A 26,626-nucleotide genomic window follows, 5' to 3' on the forward strand; every position below is an offset into this window, starting at 1 on the left:
CCTGATGGGCAACCTCCGGCGGCGTACTCTCGATCTGGCTCGTGCCGATGATGTCCGACGCGTGGGGCTGGAATGGCACGACCCTATTCTGGGCGGCCGTGGCGGCCGTGGCGGCCCTGCCCTGGCTCAGCGTTGACGCCGAGGACGCCCCGCCGAGAGCGAGCCCGCACGGCGTGGAGACGGCGCGGACCGCATAGTGCCTCGCGTCGCACCGATCGCGGTGCCATACTAGCGCTTTACGGTTCCCTCATGAGGAGGCAGTGTGCGCGACCCGAACGTCCGACGATGGATCTCCCTCGTACCCATGCTGCTGGCGATCGCGCCACTAGGGTTCACGCCCACGACCGTCGCCCACGCCCAAGGCTCGTTGGCGCCGCCAAGCCCCAGCGGCCGGACCGTCACGCCGGTGTTCGAAGGGTGGTACCGTAACAAGGACGGCAGCTACAGCCTGTCCTTCGGCTACTACAATCGGAATACCGTTGAACAGATGGATGTGCCGATTGGCAGCGACAACTTTGTCGCGCCCGGTAGCCCGAATCAGGGACAGCCATCGACGTTTGCAGCGCGTCGGCATTGGGGCGTGTTCGCGGTCGTCGTGCCGGCCGACTTTGGTACGAAGCAGGTCGTGTGGACGGTGAAGGATCGCGGACAAGCTTTTGCCATTGCTGGCAGCCTGAAGCCCGATTGGGAGATCGACGCGATTGAGGGTGAGGCAAGCAGCAACAACACCCCGCCAGCGTTGCGCTTCGCTCCCACCGGCCCGGACGGTCGCGGGCCTCTCGGCGTCACGAGTCATGCACTGCGTACACGAGTCGGCATACCACTCGCCCTCAACGTGACGGTCACCGACGACGGGAACACCAAAGCACCCGTGGATCTGACCTGGTTCAAGCACCAGGGCCTTGGCGACGTGGCCTTCTCCGCACCAACCAACCGCCTCACGCCCACCGGCGGCACGGGCTCCACGACGGCGACGTTCGATCGACCCGGCGAGTATCTCATTCGCGTGCGCGCCAACGATCTCTCGGCGATGACGGCGGGCCACGCGCAGTGCTGCTGGACCAACGGATTTATTCCTGTGACGGTGACCCCATGAACACGCGCATCACGACGCTGGGCCTGCTCACCTTCGCGCTGTCCGGCGGAGCGCTCTCGGCACAAAACCCCTTTGCCGCGCGGCGCCCCCTCACCACGACAGCGGGTGCCTCCGTATCGAGAACGGGCACCCCGCGAGCGGTGACGTTCACGAAGGACGTGGCCCCCATTCTCCAGCAGAAATGTCAGTCGTGTCATCAGCCGGGATCGATCGCGCCGATGTCACTGCTGACCTACGCCGACGCCAAGAAATACTCGCGACGCATTCGCGACAAAGTCTCCGCGCGCCTGATGCCGCCGTGGCACATCGACCGCACGATCGGTGTGCAGCAGTTCAAGAACGACGGCGGTCTAAGCGACGAGCAGCTGGCGACCATCGTGGACTGGGTCGACACCGGCACGCCGATGGGCGATCCGAAAGACATGCCGCCGGCGATCAGCTTCCCCGATCCGAATCGTTGGCAGCTCGCCGAGCAGTTGGGTGTGAAGCCCGATCTGGTGATCCGCTCGAAGCCGTACACGTTGGCGCCGAAGACGCAGGACAAGTGGTTCCGCCCGGTGGTCGAGACCGGTCTCACCGAACCGCGCTGGGTGCGGGCCATCGAAGTCAAACCGGTACGCGCCAATGATCGGAAGATCGTGCATCATGTGCTCGCCTATCTCCTGCAACCCGAGCAGGGCGTCACGGGGCTCGCCAGTTCGGCGCACGATCACCAGATGAACGCCGGGCTGTTCATGGAGTGGGCCGTCGGCAAGACGGGGCAGATCTTTCCCGAGGATGCCGGCAAGTTGATGCTGCCCGGTTCGCAGATTCGTTGGGAAGTGCACATGCACGCCATCGGGGAAGAGATCAAAGACAGTCAGGTCGAGATGGCGGTGTACTTCTATCCCAAGGGTTTCGTGCCGGCCCATCGCACGGTACTCCGGATGTTCGATCTGTCGCGCGATCGTGATCTCGACATCCCCCCCAACGAGAAGACCGTCACACAGAATTTCTATGTAATGCCGGCGCCGGGGCGACTGGAGAACTTTCAGCCGCACATGCACATGCGCGGCAAGGCGATGTCACTCGAAGCGGTCTTCCCCGATGGCCGACGTGAAGTGATCAGCGCCGTCAACAACTTCCAGTGGAACTGGCACATCAACTACGTCTATGCCACCGAGGCCGCGCCGCTGTTGCCCAAGGGTACGACGCTGGTGTTCACCGCCTGGCACGACAATACGGCCGCCAACGTGAATAATCCCGACCCATCGCAGTGGGTGGGCTGGGGTGATCGCACGGTCGACGAGATGGCGCACAACTGGATCGATGTGACCTATCTCGAGCAGGGCGAGTTCGATTCACTCGTAGCGGCGCGCAAAGCGAAGGCCCTCAAGAAACCGGTACCGTAACCGCATGTTCTTTTCTCGATTCAGTACCGCCTGTCTCTGTCTGCTGGCGGCCGCACCGACGATGGCGTGTGCGCAGTCCGCGCGCACGGCGCCGTTCACGACCGCCAGCGGCGAGTGGCCCAGCCACACCGGTGATACGCGCGGCACGCGCTACTCACCGCTGGAGCAAATCACGGCGGCGAACTTCAGCACGCTCGAAGTCGCGTGGCGCTTCAAGACCGATCAGCTGGGTCCGCGACCTGAGTTCAAACTGGAAGGCACGCCGCTGATGGTCGGCAACGTGCTGTATACCACCGCAGGCACACGCCGCGCGGTCGTGGCCCTCGATGCCGTCACCGGTGAGCTGCTGTGGATGCACAGCGAGAACGAAGGCGCACGCGGTGCGGCCGCGCCGCGACCGCTCTCCGGGCGTGGCCTCGCCTATTGGACCGATGGCAAGAGCGCGCGCATCCTGTACGTCACGCCCGGTTACCGTCTTGTTGCGCTCGATGCGCGATCGGGCGCGCGTATCCGCAGCTTCGGCGACAGCGGGGCCGTCGATCTGAAACTGAACATGGATCAGCCGATTCTCCCCGATCTGGAGACGGGTGAGATCGGATACCAGGGCGCACCCACCGTGGCCCGCAATGTGGTCATCATCGGTGCCGCCTTTCGTGAAGGCGGCTCGCCCAAGTCGTATCGCAACAACAAGGGCGACATCCGCGGCTTCGATGTGCGCACCGGCAAGCGGCTGTGGACGTTTCACACCATTCCGCGAAAGGGAGAGTTCGGCTACGACACGTGGCTGTACGGCTCGGCGGAAAACGCCGGCAACACCGGGGTGTGGACGCAGATCACCGCTGACGAAGAACTCGGTCTCGTGTATCTGCCGATCGAATCGCCCACCGGCGATTACTACGGCGGTCATCGACCGGGCGACAACCTGTACGGCGAAAGCCTCGTGTGCGTCGATCTGCTTACCGGCGTGCGCAAGTGGCACTACCAGCTGGTGCGACATCCGATCTGGGATTTCGATCTTGCCGCCGCACCCATCCTCGCCGACATCACGGTGGGTGGGAAAGCGATCAAGAGCGTCGCGTTGCCCACCAAGCAAGGCATCCTGTACATGTTCGATCGGGTCACCGGCAAACCCATCTGGCCGTTCGAAGAGCGCGCGGTCGAGAAGGGCGAGGTGCCGGGCGAGTGGTACGCGCCCACACAGCCCATGCCCACCAAGCCCGCGGCGTACGCGCGCAACGGCGTGCTGACCAGCGATCTCATCGACTTCACGCCAGCGCTCAAGGAAGCGGGACTCGCCGCCGCGTCACGCTTCAAGCTCGGTCCGATTTTCACACCGCCCATTGTGAGCAAGACCGAAGGCCCGCTGGCCACGTTCTCCAATGGCCCCACGAACGGCGGTAGCAACTGGCCCGGTGGCTCGTACGATCCCGAGACACATATGCTCTATCTCTCGGCGACGAACGCGTCGCCGTCCGCCCTCGGACTCGTCGTGCCGGCCAAGGGCGTATCCGACATGGACTACATCCGCGGATTCGCTCCCGGCGCCAGTCGCGGCGGCTTCACCGTGCAGGGATTGCCGCTGCTGAAGCCGCCGTACGGTACGATCACCGCCATCGATCTCAACAAGGGCGACATCGTGTGGCAAGTGCCGCACGGCGAAACACCCGATGCCGTACGCAACCACGAGGCGCTCAAGGGCGTAACGATTCCGCGCACGGGCCAAGCAGGCTCGGTGGGCACGTTGGTCACCAAAACGCTGGTCATCGCCGGTGATCCCGAAGTCACCACGTTGGCGCCACGACCGCGCGGCGCGGTGCTCCGCGCCTACGACAAGGCCACCGGTAAGGAAGTCGGCGGCGTAAACCTGCCGGCCCCGCAGAGTGGATCGCCGATGACATACACCGTGGGCGGCAAGCAGTACATCGTCGTCGCCGTGAGCGGCGGTCCCTACTCCGGCGAGTACATCGCCTTCCGACTGCCTGCGGCAGGCGCACGGTAATGCAGTGGTCTGCGCGCGGTCGTCGTGCCGCTGGTCTGCTTGGCGCGCTCATCGTCATGCCGCTGTGGGCGGGCCTTGCGGCCACTCCCCTCGCCGGCACCGCGTCGCGTGCGCGGCGCACCGAACGGACCACGTGGGATAGTGTCTTCTCCGCCGCGCAGGCGGGCCGCGGCGAAACCACCTACAAACAACTGTGTGCGCGCTGCCATATGGAAACGCTCGCCGGCGGTGACGAGGCCGGCGAACTCACTGGCAGCGCGTTCATGAGCAGTTGGAACGGACAATCGCTCGCCGACCTGCACGAGCGCATTCGCACCACCATGCCCACCGACACCCCCGGCGTGTATACCAGTCAGCAGGTCACCGACGTGATTGCCTACATGCTGCGCTTCAACGGCTTTCCGCCGGGGTCGGTGGAGCTCACGCATACGAACGACGCCCTCAAGAACATTCGCTTCGTCACCGCGAAGCCCTGACATCCGCTATTTCGGTCGCTTCGCTTCCACGATCACCGTGAGCGGGATGTACCACCCCGGCTCGACCGACTTCACCTCGAGACGCCACACACCGGGCTGTGATGGCGTGAACTCGAAATCCGCCGTTTGCCCAGGGCCCATCTCGACATGCGCCGGTCGAACGGTCGCGGCGGCAACCGGCAGGTCAGCGCCGTCCTTCGCCATCGCCCGCCACTGCGCCACCGTGCTGTCGGTCTTGAGGGTGAACGCGATACGCCAATCGGGATGAATGCTCACAATGCGCAGCCGGTGACTCTCTCCGACCGTGAGGCGCAACGGAGCGGGGGACGTACGCCCGTTCACCAGCGCGAACGGGCTTTCGATATGCTTCTCGAGATCCGGCCCACCCCCACCGGCAACGATGAGATGATCGTGCGCGAGATCGCGCGGCCCATCACCCACGATGACCGCGCCGTACATGCCACGGCTGATCTGATGCCGATCGTTGAAATGTGAATGATACGGGTACGTGCCGGAGCGCGGCGGGGTAAACGCCGCGACGAACGTGTCGTTCGGCGCAATCTGCGTGTACACGCGTTGCCCCAAGCCACTCCAATTCGGGACGCCATCCGGAAAGCTTTCGATCTCCAAGCCGTGCCAATGAATCGAGGTGGGCTCGCTGAGGTTGTTCCGCACCACGATGCGCACCGGCTCACCCTTCTGTAGCTCCAAAACGGGACCGGGTAATACCACGGAGTCCTTGGCCGGCGCCACGGTGCCCGACTGCAGCGCAAATCCAAAGGCAGTCGCACCCGTCACCAGCCGCCGCGCCCGTTGTTGCACGAAGAGCCGCAACTCGCGCGCGTTCGCCGGTGACGGCTCCACATAGCCCGGCGCCGGCGTGACTTTGATGCCGACCACGAGCCCGCGCATCGAGTGCCCGGCGGCACTGCCCATCGCACTCCCGGCCCCGTGGCCATCATGCGATGCCGCGGCCGCAACACCCGCTCCGCCCGAATCAATCGGCGATCCAACGACCGACGCGTTCTCGTCGGCGTGAAACGCAAAGTGGCAGTGGAACAGCCAGTTCCCGGGCGTACTCGGCAAGAAGCTGAAGGTGACGGTACCCAACGGCTTGATCAGATCCGTATTGGAGAGATGCTGCGCCGCGCGCGGCACCGGCGTGTCGGTGCGTCCCGTCCCGTTCGCCTCGATTTGATAGAAGAAGCCGTGCAGGTGCAGGGGATGATGCAGCGCAGTCGCATTGATGACGCGAAAGCGTGTCGAGTCACCTTGGCGCAGCGTCATCGTCTCACTGTGAGGCCAGCCTTGTCCGTTGATCACCGACACGACCTCGAACGGTCTCCCATTGTCGTAGTCGAGAAACCATTCGCTGATCACCAGAATGTGATCAGGCATGGCGGCTCCGGGCTCGTCGACGACGATGGCACCGCTAAGCTGGCTATCCTTCCAGTACCGATCGGCCGCTGTGGTGCCGGCAAAGGCCCCCCAATACGCGTAGGTGCCGGCCACGTTGAGGGAATAGCGCACCTCACGCGTGGCACCCGGCGCGAGCTGCAGCGTATCGTCGCCGCCCACACCCGCGCGGAGATCACCGATCACCAGCGCCGAATCGGTGCGATTGCGCAGGGTGAGCAGCACGGTTGTACCGCGTGGCACGCGTACGAGCGGTCCCGGCACAAGCGGCGGCTTGCCACGCTCGGCAAAGGCGAGGATCGAGAGCGCCGGCGCCTCGGTACCCTCCGGAGCCCACGCGCTTTCCACGATCTCGAGATCGAGGCGTAGCGTCGTTCCCGTCATTCGTCCCGCCGACGCACGATTCTGATGGACGACGGCACGCATCGCTCCCGCGCTGGGCTTTGGGAGGGGCACCCGCGGCAGCGCGGCGAGCAGCTGGGCATTAAGCACAACGCCAACAACGGCGGAGATCACGAAGGTCATACGCGTACCTCGGTAAAGTGAGGACAGCGGGACGACACACACCGGACACAACCTATTCCGGTCGATACGGGGCCTTCAGCTTCATCGCGATGCCAACCGAGCCAGGCTTCGTCGCCTCGTCCGGAGAATCTACGTGATTCCCTGCGAACGTGGCGCTCGCCATCTTTCCAGCATGACGCCTTCGCCCTCGCTTCGCGTGTTCATGCTCGGCGCCACCGGCACGATCGGTCGGGCCACCGTGCGTGCGCTGGTGCGTCAGGGGCATGAGGTCGTCTGTTTCGGCCGGGCCAGTCGCGTCGGTCGTGCCTCCATCGCACCGTCCGCGCCCGAACCTGGCGTGACCGTGCGGGTGGGTGATGTCAGCGACGCCGCGTCGATCACACGCGATGGCTTCAAGGGCGAGCCGTTCGACGTCGTCGTCTCCTGCATGGCGTCCAGAACGGGAACGCCCCGGGATGCGTGGGCGATCGATCATCAGGCACACCTCAACGTGCTGCAGGCTGCCCAGACCGCCGGCGTGCCGCACATGGTGTTGCTCTCCGCCATCTGCGTACAGAAGCCGCTGCTGGCCTTCCAGGAGGCCAAGTTGGCCTTCGAACGGACCCTCATCGATTCAGGGCTCACCTGGTCGATCGTGCGTCCCACGGCGTTTTTCAAGTCACTGTCCGGCCAGGTGGAGCGCGTACAAAAGGGCAAGCCGTTCCTCGTTTTCGGCGACGGCACGCTCACGTCATGCAAGCCAATCAGCGACGACGATCTCGCCGAGTTTCTCGCCAGCTGTGTGACCGACACGACGCGACACAATCGCGTGCTGCCGATTGGTGGTCCCGGCAATGCCCAGACGCCGCGTCAGCAGGGCGAACAGCTGTTCGCGCTTCTCGGGCGCGAGCCCCGATTCAAGCAGATCCCCGTGGCGCTGCTCGATGTGATCATCGCGGTGCTCGGCGCGCTCGGGCGGGTGGTTCCGCCGCTCGCCGATAAGGCACAACTGGCGCGTATCGGCCGCTACTACGCCACCGAGTCGATGCTCGTCTGGGACGACGCGGCCCAGCGGTACGACGCGTCCGCGACGCCGTCGACGGGACAAGACACGCTGGTGGACTTCTTCGCCAAGCGACTGCGCGGCGACGCGACCGACGATCGTGGCGAGCACGCGGTGTTCCAGTGAGGGGCGCACCGACCACCACGCGCGTGAATACCGCCGAGTGGCGGATGTCGTTGCTCGACGTGATCATGCGCACGGGGCTGATCCTCGGTGTGGTGGTCTGCGTGCCGAGCGTGATCATGGCGATGCGCGCCGGGCTGACCGGCGTGATTGTGATCGACGTGCTCGCGATCGTCGTACTCGCCGCGTTGATCGTCTTGAAGCGACTGCCGTTCACCGTGCGCGCCGCGGTGTTTTGCCTGATTCTGTATGCGCTCGGCACCGGATTGCTCGTCTGGGTCGGACTGCGGAGTCAGATCTTCCTCCTCGGTTTTTCGATTCTCACGGCGCTGCTGCTGGGCACGAGGGCGGGGTTGGCCGCCGCCGTGCTCAGCACGGCTACGCTGTTCCTGGTCGGGCTCTGGGGATGGGCGGGGCCGGCGATGCTCATGCCCCCGCAGTCCACGGGCGTCGGCTTTTGGATCACGATCACCTTGAACTTCGCGCTGATCGCCACGCTGCTTATTCTGGCCATCGGCGTGGTGATCTCCGCCATGGAAGCTGCGCTGCGGCAGGAGATTCTCGCGCGTTCGTCGTTCGAACACCAACGCGCGGTGCTGCGCACGCTGATCGACGCAATGCCCGATGTCGTATTCACCAAAGATCTCAACGGTCGCTTTGTCCTCGCGAATCGCGCCGCCTGCGAGCAGTTCGGCAAAGAGCGTGAGGAGCAACTCGTCGGTCTTTCCGCCCGCGATATTTATCCTGCGGAGTTTGCCGCCCAGCGCGACGCAGAGGACGCGCGCGTCTTCGCCGGCGACCCGCACCTCAACATCGAGGCATTCCGCATTCGACCCGATGGTACCGTGCGTTGGTTCTTGGTGATCAAGGCGCCCTTGCGCAACGCGCAGGGGGAGCTCACGGGGCTAGTCGGCATCAGCCGCGACGTGACCGACCGTAAACTGGCCGAGGTACAGCGCGATCAGCTGCAGCAGGAATTGCTGCAGTCGCAGAAGATGGAGGCCGTCGGCCAGCTTGCCGGCGGCATCGCGCACGACTTCAATAATCTGCTCACGATCATCACCGGACACAGCGGACTGCTGCTGTCACTGCCGGAGATTTCGCCGGATGTGCAGGAGTCGGTCAAAGAGATCGCCGATGCCGCCGATCGCGCCGCTGCCCTCACGCGACAGCTGCTGGCGTTCAGCCGTCAGGCGATGACGCAGCCGGAAGTGCTCGACGTGAATGCGGTGGTCGTCGACACCTCGAAGCTGTTGCGGCGCCTCATCGGCGAAGACATATCGCTCAACACGACGCTGGATTCGCAGGTACACGCGGTTCGCGCCGATCCCAGCCAGCTGAATCAGATCCTCATGAACCTGGCGCTGAACGCGCGCGACGCCATGCCGACTGGGGGTACACTCAGCATAGAAACGGGCAACGTCGAGATCGACCACACCGTCACGTCGATGCATCTGAGCGTGGCGCCAGGGCCGTATGTCATGCTGCGCATGAGTGACAGTGGAACCGGGATGAATCCGGACGTATTGTCACGCATCTTCGAGCCGTTCTATACGACCAAGGGCGTGGGGAAAGGCACGGGCCTCGGCTTGTCGATGGTGTTCGGCATCGTCCAGCAGAGCGGCGGTGGCATTCATGTGCACAGCGCGCCGGGACAGGGATCCACGTTCCGGATCTACCTGCCAGCCGTGCCCATGCCGAAGTCCACGGTGATCGAAGATACGGGAAGCCGAACGCGCGGAGGCACCGAAACGATTCTGTTGGTGGAAGACGACCGCGGCGTTCGCGCGCTCGCCCTGCGCGCCTTGCAGGGGCTGGGATACGATGTGCTCACCGCGAATGACGGGCTCGACGCACTGCAGGTCGCGTCGTCCACCGACAAACGCATCGCGCTGCTCGTCACGGACGTCGTCATGCCGAATCTGAGCGGCCCCGCGTTGGCCGAACAGTTGCGCGAGCGTTTACCGCAGGTCGCGGTGTTGTACGTCAGCGGATACACCGACGACGCGGTCCTTCGGCACGGTCTGCTGCAGGCCGAGGTCGACTTCCTGCAGAAGCCCTTCACCGCGTCCGCGCTCGCGCGTAAGGTGCGCAGCGTACTCGACGAGCACGCATCGGACGGCATCGCGCGGTGAGCAACCGTTCAGCGCAGCCCGCGCACGAACTGTAGATACGCTGTCTTCTGCGCGGCGACGGCGGCGGCCGGTCCGAAGCACTGGACGAACAACGTGCCACGGGGGGTTTCGACGACGACGGCGATCAGCGTGTGCCCAGGGCGCGCCGCCTCGGCCGACGAGCCCGCACCCATACCGCGCGCATACGTGCCACTGTACTCAGCGATCGTCAGCGGGAACGCGCCGGTTGTTTCGTGTCGCACCGTTTCCGCCACTGGACCGCCCGCTGGATTGCTGAACTGGCTCTTCCAACGGTCCAGATTCGCCTGCGGCGGTCCCCCCTGCCCCGGGCCGAAGAAATACACGACGACCTCCACCGGAATCGCACCGCCGCTCGCCGGCACGCGATACTCAGCCAGCCGCATACTCGACGAGGGCGTCGCAGCAACCCAACCGGTTGGCACCGTCGTGCGGTAGTCGAGGAACGTGGCCTGCGCCTGACTCGACACGACAGGCGTGACCAGCATCAGCAGGCTGGCAGCGAAAGGGATAAGGCGCAATCCGTTCATCGGCGAGGGGGCGAGAGAGAAGGGCGACCGGTACAACGTACGCCGCGCTGTGGGGTGAAGCAAAAACGCGGCGGCCACGTAGTGTCCTGTATCGCCGCGCGCGACGCCCTCTCATTCCGAGCCATACCGTGACCCTGCTCCTCAACATCCTGTGGTTCATTTTTGGCGGCGGCCTCGTGGCCGGCATCGCCTGGATGCTCCTCGGACTGCTGCTGGCCATCACCGTAGTCGGCATTCCGTTCGCCATCGCGGCATTCCGCATCGCCGGCTTCGCCGCATGGCCCTTCGGGCGCACGCTCGTCGACGCGCGGACCGTGGGTGAGGAGCCGATCGTCGGCGCGGGCCTGGCGAATCTCCTGTGGATCGTTTTCGCCGGCATCTGGCTCTGGATCTCACACGTGCTGGCCGGCATCGCGTACTGCGTCACCATCATCGGCATTCCGTTCGGATTCGCGCACTTCCGGCTCGCCGCCATATCGTTCGCACCGCTCGGCAAGCGCGCGATCGACCTGCCGTAAGTCAGTTGCAGTCCGCCATGATCGTCGGGTAGCGGCTACCGGCGGGGACTTGCATCTTCCGCCGGTCCGACGCACCTGCCGGCCAGGAATCCCCGCGACCCACGCCATGTCGACCACGCGCCGCGAAGCCCTCGCGCAACTCAGCGCCATGCTGGCCATGCCGCTGGTTGGCTGGCCCGTGCGCGCCGATGATCCGCTCGCCGGCACCATCGCCCAGTATCAGGCCGGCCGCCTTCGCGGTGACTTCTCCGCCGTCGAGGTCACGACCGAAGCGCTGACACGGTGTCGCGCCTGGAACGGTGCGCTGCGCGCGATCGATCAACTCGCCACCACCGCACGCGATGAAGCCCGGGCCTCGGATGCGCGCGCAAAGCGCGGCGCCCTTATCGGGCCACTCGATGGTGTCCCCCTGTTCGCGAAATCGATCTACGACATGCAAGGCATGCCCACCACCGCGTCGAGCGCCGAGTGGGTGCGGCTGTTTCCAGAGGCGGTCACGCGCGACGCCCTCGAAGTGAAGCGATTGCGCGCGGCCGGTGCCGTCCTGCTCGGGAAGACCGCCGCCGACGACTTCGCCTATCGTGGCAACGGGACCAGCTCACTCACCGGACAGGTGCGCAATCCTCACGATCGCGGCGGCCTGCGTACGCCCGGTGGCTCGAGCGCCGGATCGGCCGTCGTCGTGGCCTGCGGGATGGCATTCGCCGCGCTCGGCACCGACGACGGTGGCTCCAATCGCATTCCGGCGCAGTTCACCGGCGTCGTCGGTATGAAGCCCTCGTTCGGTCTGGTACCGCGCACGGGCGTCATTCCCACCTGGCCGTATCTCGACACGCACGGGCCCCTCGCGCGATCGGTGCAGGACGCCGCACTCATGCTCGATGCGATCGCCGGCCCCGATACGTCGGATGGCCTCGTCGATCGCACCCTCTATGCGCGCGGACTGCTTGGCGCGCTCCGTGACGATGCACTGGTGGGCGCGCGATTGGGGCTCGTGGAGTTTCACGTACCGCGCGCGCAGATGACCGCCGAAGCGCTGGCCGTCTTCGACCGCGCCGTAGCCGACTGCGCAAGCGCGGGGGCGATCATCGAACCGTTCGTGCCGTCGGTGCACCGTGCCGATGTGCGCGAACAATTCGCCGCCGCTGCGAAGGCACGTGGTGACGTGGCGCCAAACCACAACGCGCCCGCGCCAACCGCCAACGCGCTGTGGCGCTACTTCGCCGGGCAAGGCGGGAACGCCACGCGAAACGCAGAGCTCTACGTGAAGCGCGGTCTCGCCGCCTTTCGCGCCTTCTACGATGTCCTCCCCGCGGAGTGGGACGCCATGCACGTGCTGATTACCCAGCCGTACGAGGCAGACGCCGCGAGTCAGTCGTTCGCCCGGTCGCGCGAAACGATCGTGACCGGGTTGGCCGCGTCGTTCCGTGCGAAGGGCATCGATGCCATGGTCTATCCCACGATGCCGTTCGGCGCGCCTGCCGCCACCGATCCGTGGCCGGATGTGCGCACCACCCTCGGCTACGGCAATTGGCTCGGACTGCCCGAGGTCTCCGTGCCAGCGGGATACGGCGCGAACGGCATGCCAGCGGGCAACCTGTCCTTCGTGGGCCTTCCCGGCAGCGATGCAAAACTGTTGGCGATGGCGCACGCCTACGAACAGCGTTCCCGTCGGTTCGTCGCACCGCCAATACCGCGTCGCGGTGGATAATCCACGGGCATTGTCCCATCGCCGCGTACCCAGCGTGCGCGCCACGCGCTCTCAATCTCACGCTCACTCCTCGACCCATGCCCGCACGTCTCACCCAGCTGTTTCTCGTACTTGCGCTTGGCGGATGCGCGACGGCCACGGCGAGATCGCCTGGCCCATCGACCGCCACGAGCGCGGCCGTCATGGCGGTGGTCGACTCGGCACTCCGGCACATCAACAGCGGCGACCTGATCGCCCTTTCCGACCTCATGATCCCCGAAGCGCAGGTCTTCCCCGCGCAGGATCGGGCCGGTCGCGGCGGCACCTACACCGTCCGTACCGTGGCAGCCCAGCGCGCCACCGGCAAACGGGCCCCCATTATCGAGCGCGGCTACGACCCCATCGTGCACGTCGCCGGCACCATCGCGTCGGTGTGGATGCCCTATGACTTGTGGGCCGAAGGCAAGTGGTCGCACTGCGGCATCGACCTGCTCACGCTGGTGCAGGTCAGTGCCACGTGGCGCATCGCGAATTTCACGTACACCATTGAGCAGCCGCCAGCCTGCCAGATGCATCCGGACGGACCGCCACCGGGCTACGCGCCACCGCCTCGTCGGTAATCGCCTCTGTGGTGCGCCCGTCGTCCCGCTTACTTCTCCATCCACCGCACCTTGAGCGCCGCGTACGCCGCCAGCCGCGTACGCGCCGCCTGTACCATCACCGCCGTCGCCGGCGCGTCGCTGTCCTGCAACGCGTCGATCACCGGTTGGTGCGACGTGGCCACGCCACCGAACGCATCCTGACCCGCAAGCGCCGTACGCCCGCCTGTGCGGGCCTCGGCGGCCAGCGTCTGCGCCTCGAGCATGGCGTCGTACAACGCCACTGACAGATCGTGCTGCTGCTTGAGCGCCGCCACGGGCGTCTTCACGCGAGGATCCATGCGCACCGTGAAGGTCTGTGACTGCACCGCGCCATCCACCGTGAGCCGCGCCGTATACACACCCGGCAGCACCCACGGCCCCTCGGGCTCACACTTCGTGTTATACGGTGTGCCCGAGATCGGCAGCGAGCACTCGGTGCTCGGCCGCGCGTAGTGCAGATCCCACGTGAAGCGCTGCAGTCCCTGTTTGACACTCGGCGCCACCGCAGGGCGGAACCAGTACCGCGGCCAGTTGCCGGCGTCGGCCGGCGCGGGCGTGGCGTCCGTGCTCGCTAACGTGCGCAACACGCGACCGGTCGCATTGAGAATCTCGAGCCTCACCGACTGCGCATCACGCGACAAGTAGTAGTCGATCATCGCACCATCAGGCGGATTCTCCGCCCGCGGTTCATCCGGCGGCACCGGCGTATCGGTATACATCGAGTAACGCACACGCGTAGCGACCGCCGGCTTGAACAACGTGGCTGGCGCACTCGCCACGGCGTCGCGCCACTGCCGCAGCGCCGTGGTGTTATCCAGAATCCAGAAGCCACGGCCGTGCGTGGCCACCGCGATATCGTCGTCCTTGATGACCAGATCGCGAATGGAAATCGCCGGCATGTTGCCGCGCAACGAATGCCAGTGATCGCCGTCGTCGAGCGAGAACCACACCTGCGTTTCGCTGCCCGCGTACAGCAGCCCGCGCCGCTTCGGATCTTCGCGCACCACATTGATCGGCGCGTCGGTCGCAATGCCGCTCACGATCTCCGTCCACGTGGCGCCCCCGTCGCGCGTGCGATAGATGTGCGGTCGTAAATCGTCAAGGCGCAGCGTGTTCACCGCGGCGTACGCGGTGGTCGCGCTGAAGTGCGAGGCGTCCATGATCGACACCTTCCACCAGGCCCCGATCTGCGGCGGCGTCACGTTGCGCCACGTCGTACCACCGTTGCGCGTCACGTGAATGAGGCCGTCGTCGGTTCCCGCCCACACGGTGTTCGAATCCACGTAGCTGGGTGCAATCGTGTACACCACGCCGCGTCGCGTCGGCTTGGCGGCCGGCGTGTTGACATACACGCCCACGCTGGCCGGCACCTCCCACGTTTCGCGGGACAGGTCCTCGCTGAGCCGCTTCCACGTAGTGCCACCGTTCACCGTGCTCCACACCACGTTTGTGCCGTAGTACAGCTTGCGCGGATTAATCGGCGAAAACAGAATCGGCATCGTGCGGATACCGCGGAAATAGTCAGGCCCGCTACCCGCCGCGCCTCGCGTGCGGCCGATGCTGGGACTCACGTTCTGCGTCTGTCCCGTGCGACGATCAAAGCGCGACACCGTGCCGCCATACACGATATCCGGGTTGAGCGGATCGGGTGCCACGTAGCTGTACTCGCTCGCCCCCACCGGACGCCAGTCGCGATACGTGATGCTGCCGTCGTCGCCGCGACTGCTCACGCAGGCCGAGCCGGATTCCTGCTGGCCACCACACACGCGGTACGGCCACGCATTGTCGGCCGTCACGTGATAGAACTGCGCCGTGCCCTGATTGTACCACGAGCTCCACGTCTCGCCGTCGTTCACCGTAATCACCGCGCCTTGGTCGGCGACCAACAACATCGTGCTTGGCACGAGCGGGTTGATCCACAGCCGCTGGTAGTCGTCACCGCCCGGTGCGCCGCGAAACGCGGTCCACGTGACGCCGGCGTCGGTGCTCTTCCATGCCACCACGTTCATCGAGTACAGCGTATTCGGATCACGCGGGTCGACCGTGACCGCCGCGAAGTCGTCGCCACGTCCGAAAATGCGGTTGTCGGTGGTGGTCCGCGTCCACGTCGCGCCGGCATCATCACTGCGAAAGAGCCCGCTCTTCGCGCCGGCTGTGGCCGTCACATAAATGCGCTGCGGGTCGCTGGGACTGATGCCGATACCCAATCGACCGAGTCCATCCGCGGTGGTGGGCAGTCCGCCGGCGAGTTGCGTCCACGTGGCGCCGCCGTCGGTGCTCTTGAACAGTCCCGAGTTCGGTCCACTCCACGCCGCGTTCTCCCACGGTCCCTGCCTCGCCTCCCAGAGCACCGCGTACACCGTGTTCGGATCGTTCGGCGACAGCACCACATCGGCCCCGCCCGTATTCTCGTCCTTGTACAGCACGCGCTCGAACGACTGCCCGCCGTTCACCGAGCGATAGATGCCGCGTTCGTCGTTCGGACCGTACGGATGCCCCAGCACTGCCACGAACAACCGCTCAGGGTTGGTCGGGTCGATCGCGATACGCGGAATCTGCTGCCCGTCACGGAGCCCCAGATGCGCCCAGGAGCGACCGGCATCGTTTGACCGATACATCCCATTGCCGGTGCTCAGATCGGGGCGCTGGAGGCCTTCGCCGCTCCCTACGTACACGATGCTGGGATTCGACGGCGCCACTTCAACCGCACCCACCGAGCCGGTGTTCTGCGCATCGAAGATCGGGTTCCACGTGCGACCGGCGTCGTTGGTCTTCCATACGCCGCCGTTGGTGGCCGCCATGTAGAACACATTCGGCTGCGATGGCACCCCCACGGCGCTCTTCGTGCGGCCGGCGCGGAAGGGGCCGATGTGGCGCCAGCGCGGCCCCTGCACCGCCCCGCTCGGGAATGTGCTCTGGGCGTCAACGCCGCGCGCGACGACCAGCATCGGGAGGGCGGAGGCGACCAAGGTCGCCGAAAGAATCAACCGACGGGAGCAACGCACGGGCATCTCGGGAAGGGAGCGGTGAGGGAACGTCGCAGCTGTTCTGCTACCGGACGCGCTGCGGCCGCGACGAATTGCGCATCATGAATCTGTGGGCCGGCATGGACGCCCCCACGGCGGCCTGATCGCCCTATTTGGCCGGGTGCGCGCGAAAAAACTCCTGCATTTTTGCGTGCACCAACGCCGATTGCTCCATGTGCGGCAGGTGGCCCGCGGAGTCCACGGGAAAGAACTCGAGCTGTGGCATGTTCGACCGCGCCACGTCCGACAGCGCGATCGGTACGGTCTGATCCTGCTTCCCCCACACCAGCAGCACGGGGACGCCGGTCTTCGCGGCACGGGCGAACAGCGCACCGAAATCGGTGCGGCTCATCGTCACGGCACTGCGCAGCAGCGCGCGTCCGAACCCGTCATAACGCATCTGCGGCCGGTACTGATCGGCCCACCCCGGAAATTGCTCCGGGTGCAGAAAATCCGACGCCTGCCCATCGGCCATGCCCGGCACCTGCGTGGTTTGCCACACCCACGGGCCAACGACCGGCCACGATAGCACCCCCGGAACCGCGGGCGACGAACTCGCCGGATCGATCATCGTGAAGGTGCGCACGCGTGCGGCGTGTTCCGCCACATAGTGCGACGTCACGAACCCGCCAAACGACAGTCCAACGAGGTCGATCGGCTGTGTGATGCGCAGCGAATCCAGCAACTCATCGAGCTGCGCGTCGTACATCGCCCCGTCGTAGGCCGCGTCGGGGCGGTCTGACCATCCGCGTCCGAACAGGTCGTAACGAATCACGCGATAGCCGGCCGCACTGAGCGCGGTGCTGGTGGAATCCCAGATGTACGACGGCACCGAGAAGCCGTGCACCAGCACGACCACCCGTCCGGTATCGGGGCCGGTGATGTCGTAGTGCGTCACCCCGCCAGAAAGCGCCACGAACTGGCCGGGCACGCCCGTCCGCGCCGCCGCATTCAGCGGTCCCTTCTCTGGGTTCTTCCAAGCGCCGTAGCCGGCCAGCGCCACCATCAACAGCACGAGCGCAAGCAGAGTGGAGCGAGCGAGACGACGCATGGCGGACAGGACTGAGAGGAGACGACGAGCGGATGCGGGAATATCGCGCCCGCTGGCGGCACGGTCCACTACGATGACAAGTTGGCAGATGCCGCAAACCCTCAAGTTGCGCGAGCGTCAGGTCTTGACGATGATGGCCGAAGGTCTGTCTGCCCCGGCCATCGCACAGCGCCTGTCGCTCTCGGCAGAGACGGTGCGCTGGTATATCAAGCAGCTCTATGCCGCCCTCGAGGTGTCATCGCGTGCCGAAGCCATTCGGGTGGCCATGACCCGAGGTCTGCTCGATGCGCCGGTTCAGCCGGCCGCGACGGCACCCGTGGCGCGATCAGAGATTCGCTACGCCAACAATGCCGGCGTTCATATTGCGTATCAAATCGTCGGCAGCGGTCCGGTCACGCTGCTGTTCATGCATGGCTTTGTGTCGCACCTCGATCTCGCTTGGGAGCAGCCGGAATACGCCGCCTTCTTCGAGCAGCTCGGGCGCGTAGCGCGCGTGATCCTGTTCGACAAGCGCGGGGTCGGTGTGTCCGATCGCCAAGACGGTCCAGCCACGATCGAACAAACCGTGGCCGATGCGCGATGCGTGCTCGATGCCGCCGGTGCATCGCATGCGTTCATCATGGGCACCTCGGAAGGCGGCGCCGCCGCCGTACTCCTCGCGTCGATGTATCCGGAGCGCGTGCACGGACTCATCTTGTTCGGTGTCTCGCCGTTCATTGGTGGTCACGGCACCGAGTTTCCATGGACCTCGAACGGCGACACGCAGTACCCGCTGCTCGCGCCGGTGCCGCAGCGCTGGGGCGAGACGTGGTCGCTCGACCGCTTCGCGCCGTCGCGCGCCGATCAGCTCGACTTCCGTGACTGGTGGTCTCGTCTGCTACGTGCCGCCACCAGTCCGTCCGTGATCGAAAAGGTATTGGCCAACGCCCGCGCGGTGGACATCCGCGCACTGCTGCCATCGATGACCACGCGCACACTCATCATCCATCGGATAGGTGATCGCCTCGTACCTCTGGCGGCGGGACGCTACTTCGCCGCACGGATGCCGCACGCGCGCATGGTCGAACTGCCGGGTGACGACCACGTGTACTTCATCGACAGTGACGCGCTCGCGCGCACGGTGACCGCCTACCTGCAGCAACCCGATGCCGCCACGGATGTGCGTACGTGGATCGCCATCATCCTGTGCATGACCGGCAGCGGCTCACGACTCGACGAGACCAAGCGCACGATGCTGTCGGCCCATGGGGCGCGCTTTGTGCGGCACTCGGACAGCACGTGGACGGCACTGTTTGACAGCCCCAGCACCGCGCTCCGCTGCGCGCGTGCGCTGCGCGCCCTTGGCGCTGGAAACGTCGGCGCGATGTCGCTGCACGTCGGCGCGTGCTCGGTCGCCGAGGGCGTGCCCGTGGGGGCCGCCTACAGCCGGGCGGTCGAGGCCGCGCTCGCGACAGGCCCCGGTCACATCGTCCTCACCGGCATGCTGCGCGACATCCTCGCCGGGGCGGATGTATCCGTGGCCGTGCACGCCCTGGCGTCCGGCGACCGTGACGCCCCGCCCTCTGCTATCTGGGCGCTGGTGGACTGACGGGGCACCCGCACCACCCGAAAGTCACCACCCATTCAGGTGGTGCGGACCACCCGGTCGGGTCGCGACGTTCTGGCGCACACGGCTCACCCGCGAGCCCTCACCGCGAGAACCCTATGCGATTCCCCACCTCAGTCCGAGCGTTCCTCATGATCAGTGCCACCAGCGCCGCCGTCGCCTGCAGCGACGACGCCACCGCCCCGGACCCGAGCGGCCCCGTCACCATTGCCATCGCGCAATCCCTTACGGGCCAAACCACGTCGGCCGGCGCGTTCACGATGACCGGTTCCCGCGCCGACAGCGGCAGCACCACCGAAGTCCTGACCTTCGGCGGGCCGCTCACCCAGTCGCCCGTGCCCCTGACGTACGTGCGCACCCTCACGGGCAAGCAAGGCTCACTCACCGTACGCGGCAGTGCGACGCTCACCTTCAGCAGCCAGACCGCCGCCACGCTCGCCGGCACCTGGACGGTCGAGAAGGGCACCGGCACCTACGCAAATACGACGGGAACGGGGACGATCACCGGCTCCGCCAACTTCGGTGCAACGCCGCCGACCGGCACGCTCACCTACACCGGACGACTCGACCGCTGAGTGACGCGACTTCCGCGCGAGCTACTTGCCGAGCTTCGCGCGGAAGAACGCAATCGTCTTGGGCCACGCAGCCACAGCGGCCGCGGCGTTCGGTGCATTCCCATCCTGTCCGCGCAGGAATCCGTGTCCGGCACCGTCGAAGATGTGCGACTCGTACGACTTACCGAGCGCCTTCATCGTGGAATCGGTGGCCGGGATCGTCGCGTTGATCCGCGCATCGTTGCCACCGTACAGGCCGAGTACCGGCGCCTTGATCGCGACCATCTGATCGGCCGGCGGCGGCGAGCCGTAGTACACCACCGACGCGCCGAGTCCCGGCGCGGTCGTGGCATGCAGGAACGACCGTCCGCCGCCCCAGCAGAAGCCCACGATCCCGTACTTCGGCAACGCCGCCGGCAACGACATGCCGTACTTCGCCACGGCATCCAGAATGCGCGTGCCGACTTCCGGCGTCACCTGCCCGATCGCCGCGCGCCCCTGATCGGGAGCCGGGTCGGCCTTCAAATCGCCCGTGCGGAACATCGTGGTGAGATCCGGTGCGATACCGATGAATCCGTCGGCAGCCAACTGGTCGGCCACCGAACGCGTCCACGTGTTGATGCCGGTGTTCTCGTGCAGCGCAATCACCACCGGCGCCTTGTCCTTGCGCTCGGGATACACGACCCACGCCATCACACTGTCGGTGGCGTTGACCTTGATCGCCACCCACTCGGCGTGACGCGGCGACGCCGCGAGGCGCGCGCCCGCCGTGCCGGCCGACGCGGGAATACCCCCGGCCTGCTGCGGCAATAGGCGCGACGTCGCCCTACCGTCGCGCACGGACGACAGATCGTGACTGGCGTGCTCGTCCGCAGCTCCCGTCGGCGCCGCGGACGTTGCCGCCGTGGCAGGGCGGGCCCGTCCGGCCACGAAGCCGGATCCGGCGAGAACGATAGCGGCCGTGAGGCCAAGAATCATGCGCATAGTGGCTCGAAGGGAAAGTGAGTCTGACCGCTTCGATCCCGGGCAGGATGCCGAAGCAAGGGCTGCGCCAAGCTACGAGACCGGACGTTGGCCGACCAGACCGATCGAGAGTAGGTTGCAGCCATGGTGCGAGAATCCGCACAACCAGTGAGCGTTGCGGCACCACGTTGGCGCTCACTCCCATGACCCTGAGGTGCACGATGCGCGCGCTCTCTCGCTCTGCACTGCTGCTGGTTGCCCTGACCGTGCCTGCCGTGGCGCGGGCCCAGGGCGTAACCGTGCAGAGTGTTGCCGACGTTCGCCTTTCGGGGGCGCTCGGCGTCGCGGCCAACATTGCCGCAAAGCTCGGTGGCGGCAGCATGCACGACATTGCCACCACCACCTACGTGTCGGGCCATCGCCTACGCACGGAGTCGGCGGCGAGCGCGTCGATCATCGATGCCGATGCCGGCCGGATCACGACGATCGACCACAAACAGAAGTCGTACACGTCGATGACCTTCGCCGAGATGTCGGCCGCCATGAAGGAAGCCGCGCAATCGGCCAAGGAGTCGTCGTCCAAGGAGAAGGCCAAGGGAAAGGCGAAGGATTCACCGTCGGACGATTCGGTCACATTCAAGTACAAGGTGGCGGTCGACCGCCCCGGTCAGCGGGAGAAGGTGTCCGGCTACGACGCGGAACGCGTGTTCATCACGGTGACCGTCGAAGCGCAGGTGGCATCGGAGGGTAAGCAGGATCAGTCGGTCGGCAACCTGGTGTTTTTACTCGACCAGTGGATCTCGAAGGACGCCCCGCAGATCGCCGCACTCCGCGAATTCCAGCGCGCCTATGCTCAGAAGATGGGGCAGGAATTCCGCGCTCAGGTGCAGGGACTGCAGAGTGTCTTTGCCAATGATCCGCGTATGAAGAACGGATTCGAGGCCGCGGCGAAAGAGTTGGCGAAGGTTCCCGGTATCGCCCTGAAGAGTGCGACATACGTGTCCCTGTTGCCGGTCGACATGGAGTACGATCGTTCGCTCACGCTCGGCGACGGCGCCACGGCGGCCAAGGAAAGTGCGGCGAAGAAAGACGAGAAGCCGTCGGGCGGCGGTTTCCGCGGCATGATGGGCGCGATGAAGGCCGCGGCCGAGAACGCCGCCAAGCAATCGGACAAGCAGAAGTCGGCACCGCCCAAGCAGTCGCTGCTCATGACGGTGACCGACGAGGTGAAGAGCATTACGCGCGGCGCGGTATCCGCCGAGATGTTTTCGCCGCCGGCCGATTACAAGGAAGTCAAGCGGCAGTAGGATGCTCCCCTAAGGCGCCCGCTTCTCCACGTCAGACAGGAACGCGCGCACGGCGGCGATGTATTCCACCGGTTTCTCACGCATCGCCGCGTGCGCAGCGCCCGGAATCACGACCAGCCGTGCGTCGCGCATGGTCTTCCTGAACTCTTCGAGCGTCGTCGGACGCGCTTCGTCGAATTCGCCGGCAATGAATAGCGACGGCGTGGTGATCTCATCCATGTCGGCGGCACGCGTCCACGCTCTGAGTGAGCCGGTCGAGAGAAACTCCGTCGGGCCCCACATCTGACGGTAGATCGTGTCGTTCGATGCCACCCCTTCGCAGCGGGCAATCGTTGGCGTCGGTAACCGGCGCACGTGACGCGCGTAGAACGAATCCGTCGCCGCCTTGTAGGCGGGCGAATCGAGCGTGCCGGCCTGCTCGTTGTCGTCGAGCACTTTTTGAATGGATGCCGGCAGCTGCTCACGCAAACTGTCGGCATCGGCGATCCACCGTGGCGTGGAGATGAGTGGGCTGCTGAAGATCACCGATTGCACGCCCGAGGGCTTCGCCACGATCATGTACTCGGCCGCCAGTGCGCCGCCCCACGAGTGTCCCAGCAGATGCACCGTGTCGAGCTTGAGCGCGCGGCGCACCGCTTCCACTTCCTGCACAAAGCGCGGGAAATTCCAGAGCGACGTATCGGTGGGATGCTCCGAGCGTCCCGAGCCCAGCTGATCGTAGAAGATCACGGGCCGTTCGTTGGCGAGCGGCGCGAGCACCTCGAAGCGGCACGACGTGCCTCCCGGGCCACCGTGCATCGCCAGCAGCGGCACGCCGGGGCCGTTACCGATCTTGCGATACCACACCTTGCCGCCGGGCACATCGATCATGCCTTCCTGCGAGGGGAAGGTATCTGTCGCCGCCGCGATGGTGCTGTCGGCGACGGTATCAGCGTTCGGTGAACAGGCGGCGACGGTGCACGTCGCGGCGATCGCAACGGCAGCGCTGACACGTGGCACGATTCGGGAGAGGATCATGCGTCAATCATGCGACGATGGCCGCCGCTTGTCGAGCAAGCGGCGGCCATCGTTGGCCATCGTTGTCCATCGGTGATGTCAGTTACATCGCCAGCGCACGCAGATCCTGCAGCGCCTTCTTCAGCAGGTCCACCTTGGGCTGATCACAGCTGCGGCTTCCTTCGACATCCGTGACGAGCTTGGCGAGCGCGCTGTTGCGCGCCGCTCCATTCGACTTCTCGGCGTTCGCGATCTGCGCGCGGATGTCGCCGATCTTCGCCGGCGCCACGCATCCCTTGCGCTCGAGCTGATCGGTGTACGCCTTCGCCAGCGCGAAGCTGGGCGGCCACGAGATCTTCGGCTGGCCCTGCGCGTTCAGATAATCCCACTTCACCGTGTTGGCCGCATCGATCTCGTTCTGCGAGATGAACTCGCTCGGCACCAGCTGCGCCACGTCCATGCCGCGCGCAATCTCCGAGCTCACGATGTTGCCGTTGTACCAGTATACCGACCACGAACCGCCCATTTCCATGCGCGTGCTGTCTACCGGACCACGGTCGAAGCTGGCGATTTCCTTCGGATGCGCCGCATCGGTCCAGTCGAACACCGAGATACCGCCCTGATACCACGACTGCACCATCACGTCGCGACCCGGAATCGGAATCAGCGAGCCGTTGTGCGCCACGCAGTTTTCGTTCTTGGTCTGGTACGTGGGGATCTTGTAGTAGCTCTGGAACACCAGCTTCTTGTTCACGATGTTGAAGATCGCGTTCGCACCCCATTCCGGCTTGTCGAGCGGACGGCACTTGGGCGAACCACCACCGCCCCACTCGTCGCTGAACAGCATCTTCGTGCCATCGTTGTTGAACGTAGCCGAGTGCCAGTAGGCGAAGTTCGAGTCGGCCACCGCATCGAGGCGCACCGGCGACACTGGGTTGCTGATGTCAAGCAGGATGCCGTGTCCTTCGCAGGCGCCGCCGGCCAGACCGAGCGCCGGATACACCGTGATGTCGTGGCACTGTGAGCCTTCGCTCACCGCCGTGGCCGCCGCGGGCGGCTTGTCCATGCCCTGCGCCGACAGAATGCGCATCACGTTCGTGTTCACGATCGGCCGCGCGGCCGCCGTATCGGCCGCCGTCGCGACCGTCGCACCGCGCGCCTTTACGATGCTGTCGATCACCGGCTTGATGAACTGATTCGGCAGAATCACTTCCTCGTTCATCGCCGGAATCATGATCGTGAACGCGCCCTTGGCCTTGGCGGCATCCATCTCGGCCTTGTCGGCCGCCGAGGCGCCATGGCTCTTGGCGGCGCCGAGGCCGGCGAAGATGTTCGCGCGTCCGACCACCGCTGCAGCCGCGGGGTTCGCGAGGGGCACCTTGATGATCTCGATGCGCAACCGCGAGGAGTTCGCTTCACCGCTCGGCGCCGCGACGCACTCAGCCAGCTCACCCGCCGGGCGGATGCCCGACGAACCCGACACGTAGATGTACACGTTGTTTTTGTCCTTCGGATCCTCGAGCACCGTGTGCGTGTGCGAACCACGGCACGTCTGCACGTTCGCGACCAGCTTCGGCTCACGGATGTTCGTGATGTCGAAGATGCGCACGCCGCGCACGCGTTCCTTGCTCACCACGTCCTTCACGCCGCCGGGCTTGCAGTCCACGCGGCCATTCATCGCTTCGGCCGACATGAACATCAGGTTCTTGTACACGCTGACGTCGTTCTGCGAGGCGGGGCACTCGTAGGCCACCACGAGCTTCGGGGCCGACGGATTGCTGATGTCCCAGATCACCGGGCCATTGTAGTTGCCCTGAATGACGTAGTTGCCCGTGAACGCCAAGTCGGAGTTGGTCTCGCCGAGGAAGCCCTTCGGCGACACGGCCTTGGCTACGACCTTCAGGTTGGACGTGTACTCGGCGGCGTCGAAGAGACCGGCCTTGAGGTTGTTGCGGGGGTCACTGGCGGGGGACGGCGCAGTGACCGGCTTTCGAGGGGCGCAGGCGGCGAAGGCGGTCGCGGCGGCAACGGCCAGCAGAGCGCGTATGGGAAGAGCGGACATTCGGATTTGCGGGTGACGGGAGGAAAGAGCATACGGCGCGGCGATAGAGGGAGTCTATCGCCCGTCGCTGGGTTCGGCAGGGCTATAAGGACCGTACGGCGTGGTGGGGCGGATCGTTTCGAGACGCTTCGGTCAGGGACGGCACCACCCGCCGGTCATTCCAGCCGATCCCGCGTCGCTACCAGCTGCTCGATCGCATCGGCCACATGCCCTGCGTCGATGTGATGATCGCCCCGGGCGATGCGCAATCGATACGCCGCCATCAGCACGTCGGCGTCTCGAAATCCAGTGGGTGTCTCGAACTTGTAGCAGGCGAGCTCGACCTTCAGTCCGTTCGGATCGCGCACATAGATCGAATCCATGAAACCGCGATCGCGCTGAATGAACGAGATGCCACGCGCCTCGAGTCGCGCCGGCGCCTGCTGAAACGTGGCCCGCGACACATTGAATGCGATGTGCTCCACGCACCCGACCTCGCGCGGCGCCGCACGACCGGCATCGGCATGCGCTTCGTTGGTGAATACCGTGAGAAGACGTCCGTCACCCGGATCGAAGTACAGGTGATTCTCCGCCTCGAGCCCCAGGTTGGGCTGCTCGAAAATGAACGGCATTCCGAGCACGCCCTGCCAGAAGTCGATGGCCGACTGTCGTGTGGAGCCCACGAGGGTGATGTGGTGGACACCCTGCACTTGTATGCGCTGCATGCTCACTCCATCGGAAAGACAACATCGCGCCGTGATTCAGCAGGCGTTGAAAACATGAAGCGGCGGAGCGTGTCGTGCAACAATGCCTACCCCTCACCCCACCGACGTGAACAGGGGAGCACCTCCCGTGAGACGCGCTCACCATGAATCTGGACGACACCCAGTAGCGGAATCGACATGACACCCTCGATGCGAAGGGGACCCGTCGCGGCTTGCACGACGCGCAGCGGGCGAGCCACCGAGAAAAGCAGCGAATCATTCGCCGCCTTCGCCGCTAGACGTCGACGCTCGCCCAAACGATCGCGCTCCTCCTGTGAGAGAATGACTTCGACGAGTCCCGGATCGATGCCGATGCGCCACTCGCCAACACCGTTCGCCGGAGTACGCGAGTGCCACCCGACATTCACGTACGAAACCGCCGCACCGCGAAACGCATGGCAACTCGGCGCCAAGCGTGACACCGCAGTCGAGGCGGCGGCATCCGCAGCGTACCCCTCGGGCAATGGCACCTCGAGCGTGTTGTCCGACGCATCGCGCTGCGGGTAATCCATACTCGCCACGGTCGATCCCACGCGCAGGAACATCGTGCGCGACGCCAGATGATCGACCAGTACGTCTAGTGGGGCGTAGTTGATGTACGTGTAGCAGGCATGCGACGGGTGACGTCGCGATACCGCCACACAAACGGCTGGCAGGTTTCGTTATGCAGCGTGATATAGCGGAGCAGCTTGCGCGTAAGATCGGTGGTCGAGGTGAA

At 65.5% G+C, this 26,626-nt stretch carries 22 protein-coding genes; 13 read left to right on the forward strand and 9 right to left on the reverse strand.

Going from position 1 to position 26,626, the window contains the following annotated elements:
• The first annotated feature begins 41 nt into the window (after positions 1-41).
• The 5 genes from RMP10_RS13325 to RMP10_RS13345 all read left to right on the forward strand — a co-directional run bounded on the left by RMP10_RS13325 (position 42) and on the right by RMP10_RS13345 (position 4,962).
• Positions 42-197, forward strand: a complete 156-nt coding sequence (locus RMP10_RS13325; protein WP_310570722.1) for a hypothetical protein — start codon at positions 42-44, stop codon at positions 195-197.
• Between the two features lie 65 nt (positions 198-262).
• A complete protein-coding gene (locus RMP10_RS13330) occupies positions 263-1,096 on the forward strand; it encodes a hypothetical protein (protein WP_310570723.1) in 834 nt (277 codons plus the stop codon).
• On the forward strand, positions 1,093-2,487 hold the full coding sequence (locus tag RMP10_RS13335; RefSeq protein WP_309670239.1) for a cytochrome c: 1,395 nt from the start codon (positions 1,093-1,095) through the stop codon (positions 2,485-2,487). The genes RMP10_RS13330 and RMP10_RS13335 overlap by 4 nt, the downstream gene beginning before the upstream one ends.
• A gap of 4 nt (positions 2,488-2,491) precedes the next feature.
• Positions 2,492-4,486, forward strand: coding sequence for a PQQ-binding-like beta-propeller repeat protein (locus RMP10_RS13340; protein WP_310570724.1), 1,995 nt, complete (start codon positions 2,492-2,494; stop codon positions 4,484-4,486).
• Positions 4,486-4,962: a cytochrome c gene (locus RMP10_RS13345; protein WP_310570725.1), complete on the forward strand. Its 477-nt coding sequence runs from the start codon at positions 4,486-4,488 to the stop codon at positions 4,960-4,962. The genes RMP10_RS13340 and RMP10_RS13345 overlap by 1 nt, the downstream gene beginning before the upstream one ends.
• Positions 4,963-4,968: 6 nt before the next feature.
• Here RMP10_RS13345 and RMP10_RS13350 read toward each other — a convergent pair whose 3' ends face one another.
• Positions 4,969-6,903 carry a multicopper oxidase domain-containing protein gene (locus RMP10_RS13350; RefSeq protein ID WP_310570726.1) on the reverse strand — a complete coding sequence of 645 codons (1,935 nt, stop codon included), beginning with the start codon at positions 6,901-6,903 and terminating at the stop codon, positions 4,969-4,971.
• A gap of 172 nt (positions 6,904-7,075) precedes the next feature.
• Here RMP10_RS13350 and RMP10_RS13355 point away from each other — a divergent pair, with 172 nt between their 5' ends.
• Complete coding sequence (locus RMP10_RS13355) at positions 7,076-8,071, forward strand: NAD(P)H-binding protein (RefSeq protein ID WP_310570727.1); 996 nt, start codon at positions 7,076-7,078, stop codon at positions 8,069-8,071.
• Positions 8,068-10,203 carry an ATP-binding protein gene (locus RMP10_RS13360; RefSeq protein ID WP_310570728.1) on the forward strand — a complete coding sequence of 712 codons (2,136 nt, stop codon included), beginning with the start codon at positions 8,068-8,070 and terminating at the stop codon, positions 10,201-10,203. The genes RMP10_RS13355 and RMP10_RS13360 overlap by 4 nt, the downstream gene beginning before the upstream one ends.
• Positions 10,204-10,211: 8 nt before the next feature.
• Here the strand turns inward: RMP10_RS13360 and RMP10_RS13365 are convergent, their stop codons facing one another.
• On the reverse strand, positions 10,212-10,709 hold the full coding sequence (locus RMP10_RS13365) for a hypothetical protein (RefSeq protein WP_310570729.1): 498 nt from the start codon (positions 10,707-10,709) through the stop codon (positions 10,212-10,214).
• Positions 10,710-10,879: 170 nt separating this feature from the next.
• Between RMP10_RS13365 and RMP10_RS13370 the strand changes: the two genes are divergently transcribed.
• From RMP10_RS13370 to RMP10_RS13380, 3 genes are all read left to right on the forward strand, one after another.
• A complete protein-coding gene (locus RMP10_RS13370; RefSeq protein ID WP_309670232.1) occupies positions 10,880-11,269 on the forward strand; it encodes a YccF domain-containing protein in 390 nt (129 codons plus the stop codon).
• 106 nt (positions 11,270-11,375) lie between these two features.
• Positions 11,376-12,980, forward strand: a complete 1,605-nt coding sequence (locus tag RMP10_RS13375) for an amidase (protein ID WP_310570730.1) — start codon at positions 11,376-11,378, stop codon at positions 12,978-12,980.
• A gap of 77 nt (positions 12,981-13,057) precedes the next feature.
• A complete protein-coding gene (locus RMP10_RS13380; RefSeq protein WP_310570731.1) occupies positions 13,058-13,579 on the forward strand; it encodes a hypothetical protein in 522 nt (173 codons plus the stop codon).
• A 29-nt stretch (positions 13,580-13,608) separates the two neighbouring features.
• On the opposite strand, the gene RMP10_RS13385 is transcribed toward RMP10_RS13380, so the two are convergent.
• The gene (locus RMP10_RS13385; protein ID WP_310570732.1) at positions 13,609-16,611 is read right to left on the reverse strand and encodes a hypothetical protein; all 3,003 of its coding nucleotides are present in this window, start codon (positions 16,609-16,611) and stop codon (positions 13,609-13,611) included.
• A 124-nt stretch (positions 16,612-16,735) separates the two neighbouring features.
• Complete coding sequence (locus RMP10_RS13390; RefSeq protein ID WP_310570733.1) at positions 16,736-17,677, reverse strand: alpha/beta hydrolase; 942 nt, start codon at positions 17,675-17,677, stop codon at positions 16,736-16,738.
• A gap of 88 nt (positions 17,678-17,765) precedes the next feature.
• On the opposite strand from RMP10_RS13390, the gene RMP10_RS13395 reads away from it, so the two are divergent.
• Together RMP10_RS13395 and RMP10_RS13400 are read left to right on the forward strand one after the other, a co-directional pair.
• Positions 17,766-19,265, forward strand: coding sequence for an alpha/beta fold hydrolase (locus RMP10_RS13395; RefSeq protein WP_310570734.1), 1,500 nt, complete (start codon positions 17,766-17,768; stop codon positions 19,263-19,265).
• A 116-nt stretch (positions 19,266-19,381) separates the two neighbouring features.
• On the forward strand, positions 19,382-19,858 hold the full coding sequence (locus tag RMP10_RS13400) for a hypothetical protein (protein WP_310570735.1): 477 nt from the start codon (positions 19,382-19,384) through the stop codon (positions 19,856-19,858).
• 21 nt (positions 19,859-19,879) lie between these two features.
• Here the strand turns inward: RMP10_RS13400 and RMP10_RS13405 are convergent, their stop codons facing one another.
• Positions 19,880-20,821 (reverse strand): dienelactone hydrolase family protein, encoded by a 942-nt coding sequence (locus tag RMP10_RS13405; protein WP_310570736.1) that lies wholly within the window; start codon positions 20,819-20,821, stop codon positions 19,880-19,882.
• Between the two features lie 200 nt (positions 20,822-21,021).
• Here RMP10_RS13405 and RMP10_RS13410 point away from each other — a divergent pair, with 200 nt between their 5' ends.
• Positions 21,022-22,107, forward strand: coding sequence for a hypothetical protein (locus tag RMP10_RS13410; RefSeq protein ID WP_310570737.1), 1,086 nt, complete (start codon positions 21,022-21,024; stop codon positions 22,105-22,107).
• A 9-nt stretch (positions 22,108-22,116) separates the two neighbouring features.
• Here RMP10_RS13410 and RMP10_RS13415 read toward each other — a convergent pair whose 3' ends face one another.
• The 4 genes from RMP10_RS13415 to RMP10_RS13430 all read right to left on the reverse strand — a co-directional run bounded on the left by RMP10_RS13415 (position 22,117) and on the right by RMP10_RS13430 (position 26,549).
• Positions 22,117-23,124 carry a proline iminopeptidase-family hydrolase gene (locus RMP10_RS13415; protein WP_310570738.1) on the reverse strand — a complete coding sequence of 336 codons (1,008 nt, stop codon included), beginning with the start codon at positions 23,122-23,124 and terminating at the stop codon, positions 22,117-22,119.
• 82 nt (positions 23,125-23,206) lie between these two features.
• A complete protein-coding gene (locus RMP10_RS13420; RefSeq protein ID WP_310570739.1) occupies positions 23,207-25,165 on the reverse strand; it encodes a hypothetical protein in 1,959 nt (652 codons plus the stop codon).
• 155 nt (positions 25,166-25,320) lie between these two features.
• Positions 25,321-25,869 (reverse strand): VOC family protein, encoded by a 549-nt coding sequence (locus RMP10_RS13425; RefSeq protein WP_310570740.1) that lies wholly within the window; start codon positions 25,867-25,869, stop codon positions 25,321-25,323.
• An 86-nt stretch (positions 25,870-25,955) separates the two neighbouring features.
• A complete protein-coding gene (locus tag RMP10_RS13430) occupies positions 25,956-26,549 on the reverse strand; it encodes a hypothetical protein (RefSeq protein ID WP_310570741.1) in 594 nt (197 codons plus the stop codon).
• Positions 26,550-26,626 lie beyond the last annotated feature (77 nt).

The sequence above is a fragment of the Gemmatimonas sp. genome (genome assembly GCF_031426495.1).
Classification (GTDB): Bacteria; Gemmatimonadota; Gemmatimonadetes; order Gemmatimonadales; family Gemmatimonadaceae; genus Gemmatimonas.

Excerpts from the sequence above, each read along its gene's own strand:
- RMP10_RS13365 (WP_310570729.1), bottom strand. The coding sequence starts at position 10,709 with ATGCTGGTCACGCCTGTCGTGTCGAGTCAGGCGCAGGCCACGTTCCTC.
- RMP10_RS13340 (WP_310570724.1), top strand. The coding sequence starts at position 2,492 with ATGTTCTTTTCTCGATTCAGTACCGCCTGTCTCTGTCTGCTGGCGGCC.
- RMP10_RS13400 (WP_310570735.1), top strand. The coding sequence starts at position 19,382 with ATGCGATTCCCCACCTCAGTCCGAGCGTTCCTCATGATCAGTGCCACC.
- RMP10_RS13425 (WP_310570740.1), bottom strand. The coding sequence starts at position 25,869 with ATGCAGCGCATACAAGTGCAGGGTGTCCACCACATCACCCTCGTGGGC.
- RMP10_RS13420 (WP_310570739.1), bottom strand. The coding sequence starts at position 25,165 with ATGTCCGCTCTTCCCATACGCGCTCTGCTGGCCGTTGCCGCCGCGACC.
- RMP10_RS13390 (WP_310570733.1), bottom strand. The coding sequence starts at position 17,677 with ATGCGTCGTCTCGCTCGCTCCACTCTGCTTGCGCTCGTGCTGTTGATG.
- RMP10_RS13345 (WP_310570725.1), top strand. The coding sequence starts at position 4,486 with ATGCAGTGGTCTGCGCGCGGTCGTCGTGCCGCTGGTCTGCTTGGCGCG.
- RMP10_RS13335 (WP_309670239.1), top strand. The coding sequence starts at position 1,093 with ATGAACACGCGCATCACGACGCTGGGCCTGCTCACCTTCGCGCTGTCC.
- RMP10_RS13380 (WP_310570731.1), top strand. The coding sequence starts at position 13,058 with ATGCCCGCACGTCTCACCCAGCTGTTTCTCGTACTTGCGCTTGGCGGA.
- RMP10_RS13375 (WP_310570730.1), top strand. The coding sequence starts at position 11,376 with ATGTCGACCACGCGCCGCGAAGCCCTCGCGCAACTCAGCGCCATGCTG.
- RMP10_RS13385 (WP_310570732.1), bottom strand. The coding sequence starts at position 16,611 with ATGCCCGTGCGTTGCTCCCGTCGGTTGATTCTTTCGGCGACCTTGGTC.
- RMP10_RS13410 (WP_310570737.1), top strand. The coding sequence starts at position 21,022 with ATGCGCGCGCTCTCTCGCTCTGCACTGCTGCTGGTTGCCCTGACCGTG.
- RMP10_RS13415 (WP_310570738.1), bottom strand. The coding sequence starts at position 23,124 with ATGATCCTCTCCCGAATCGTGCCACGTGTCAGCGCTGCCGTTGCGATC.
- RMP10_RS13350 (WP_310570726.1), bottom strand. The coding sequence starts at position 6,903 with ATGACCTTCGTGATCTCCGCCGTTGTTGGCGTTGTGCTTAATGCCCAG.
- RMP10_RS13395 (WP_310570734.1), top strand. The coding sequence starts at position 17,766 with ATGCCGCAAACCCTCAAGTTGCGCGAGCGTCAGGTCTTGACGATGATG.
- RMP10_RS13405 (WP_310570736.1), bottom strand. The coding sequence starts at position 20,821 with ATGCGCATGATTCTTGGCCTCACGGCCGCTATCGTTCTCGCCGGATCC.
- RMP10_RS13355 (WP_310570727.1), top strand. The coding sequence starts at position 7,076 with ATGACGCCTTCGCCCTCGCTTCGCGTGTTCATGCTCGGCGCCACCGGC.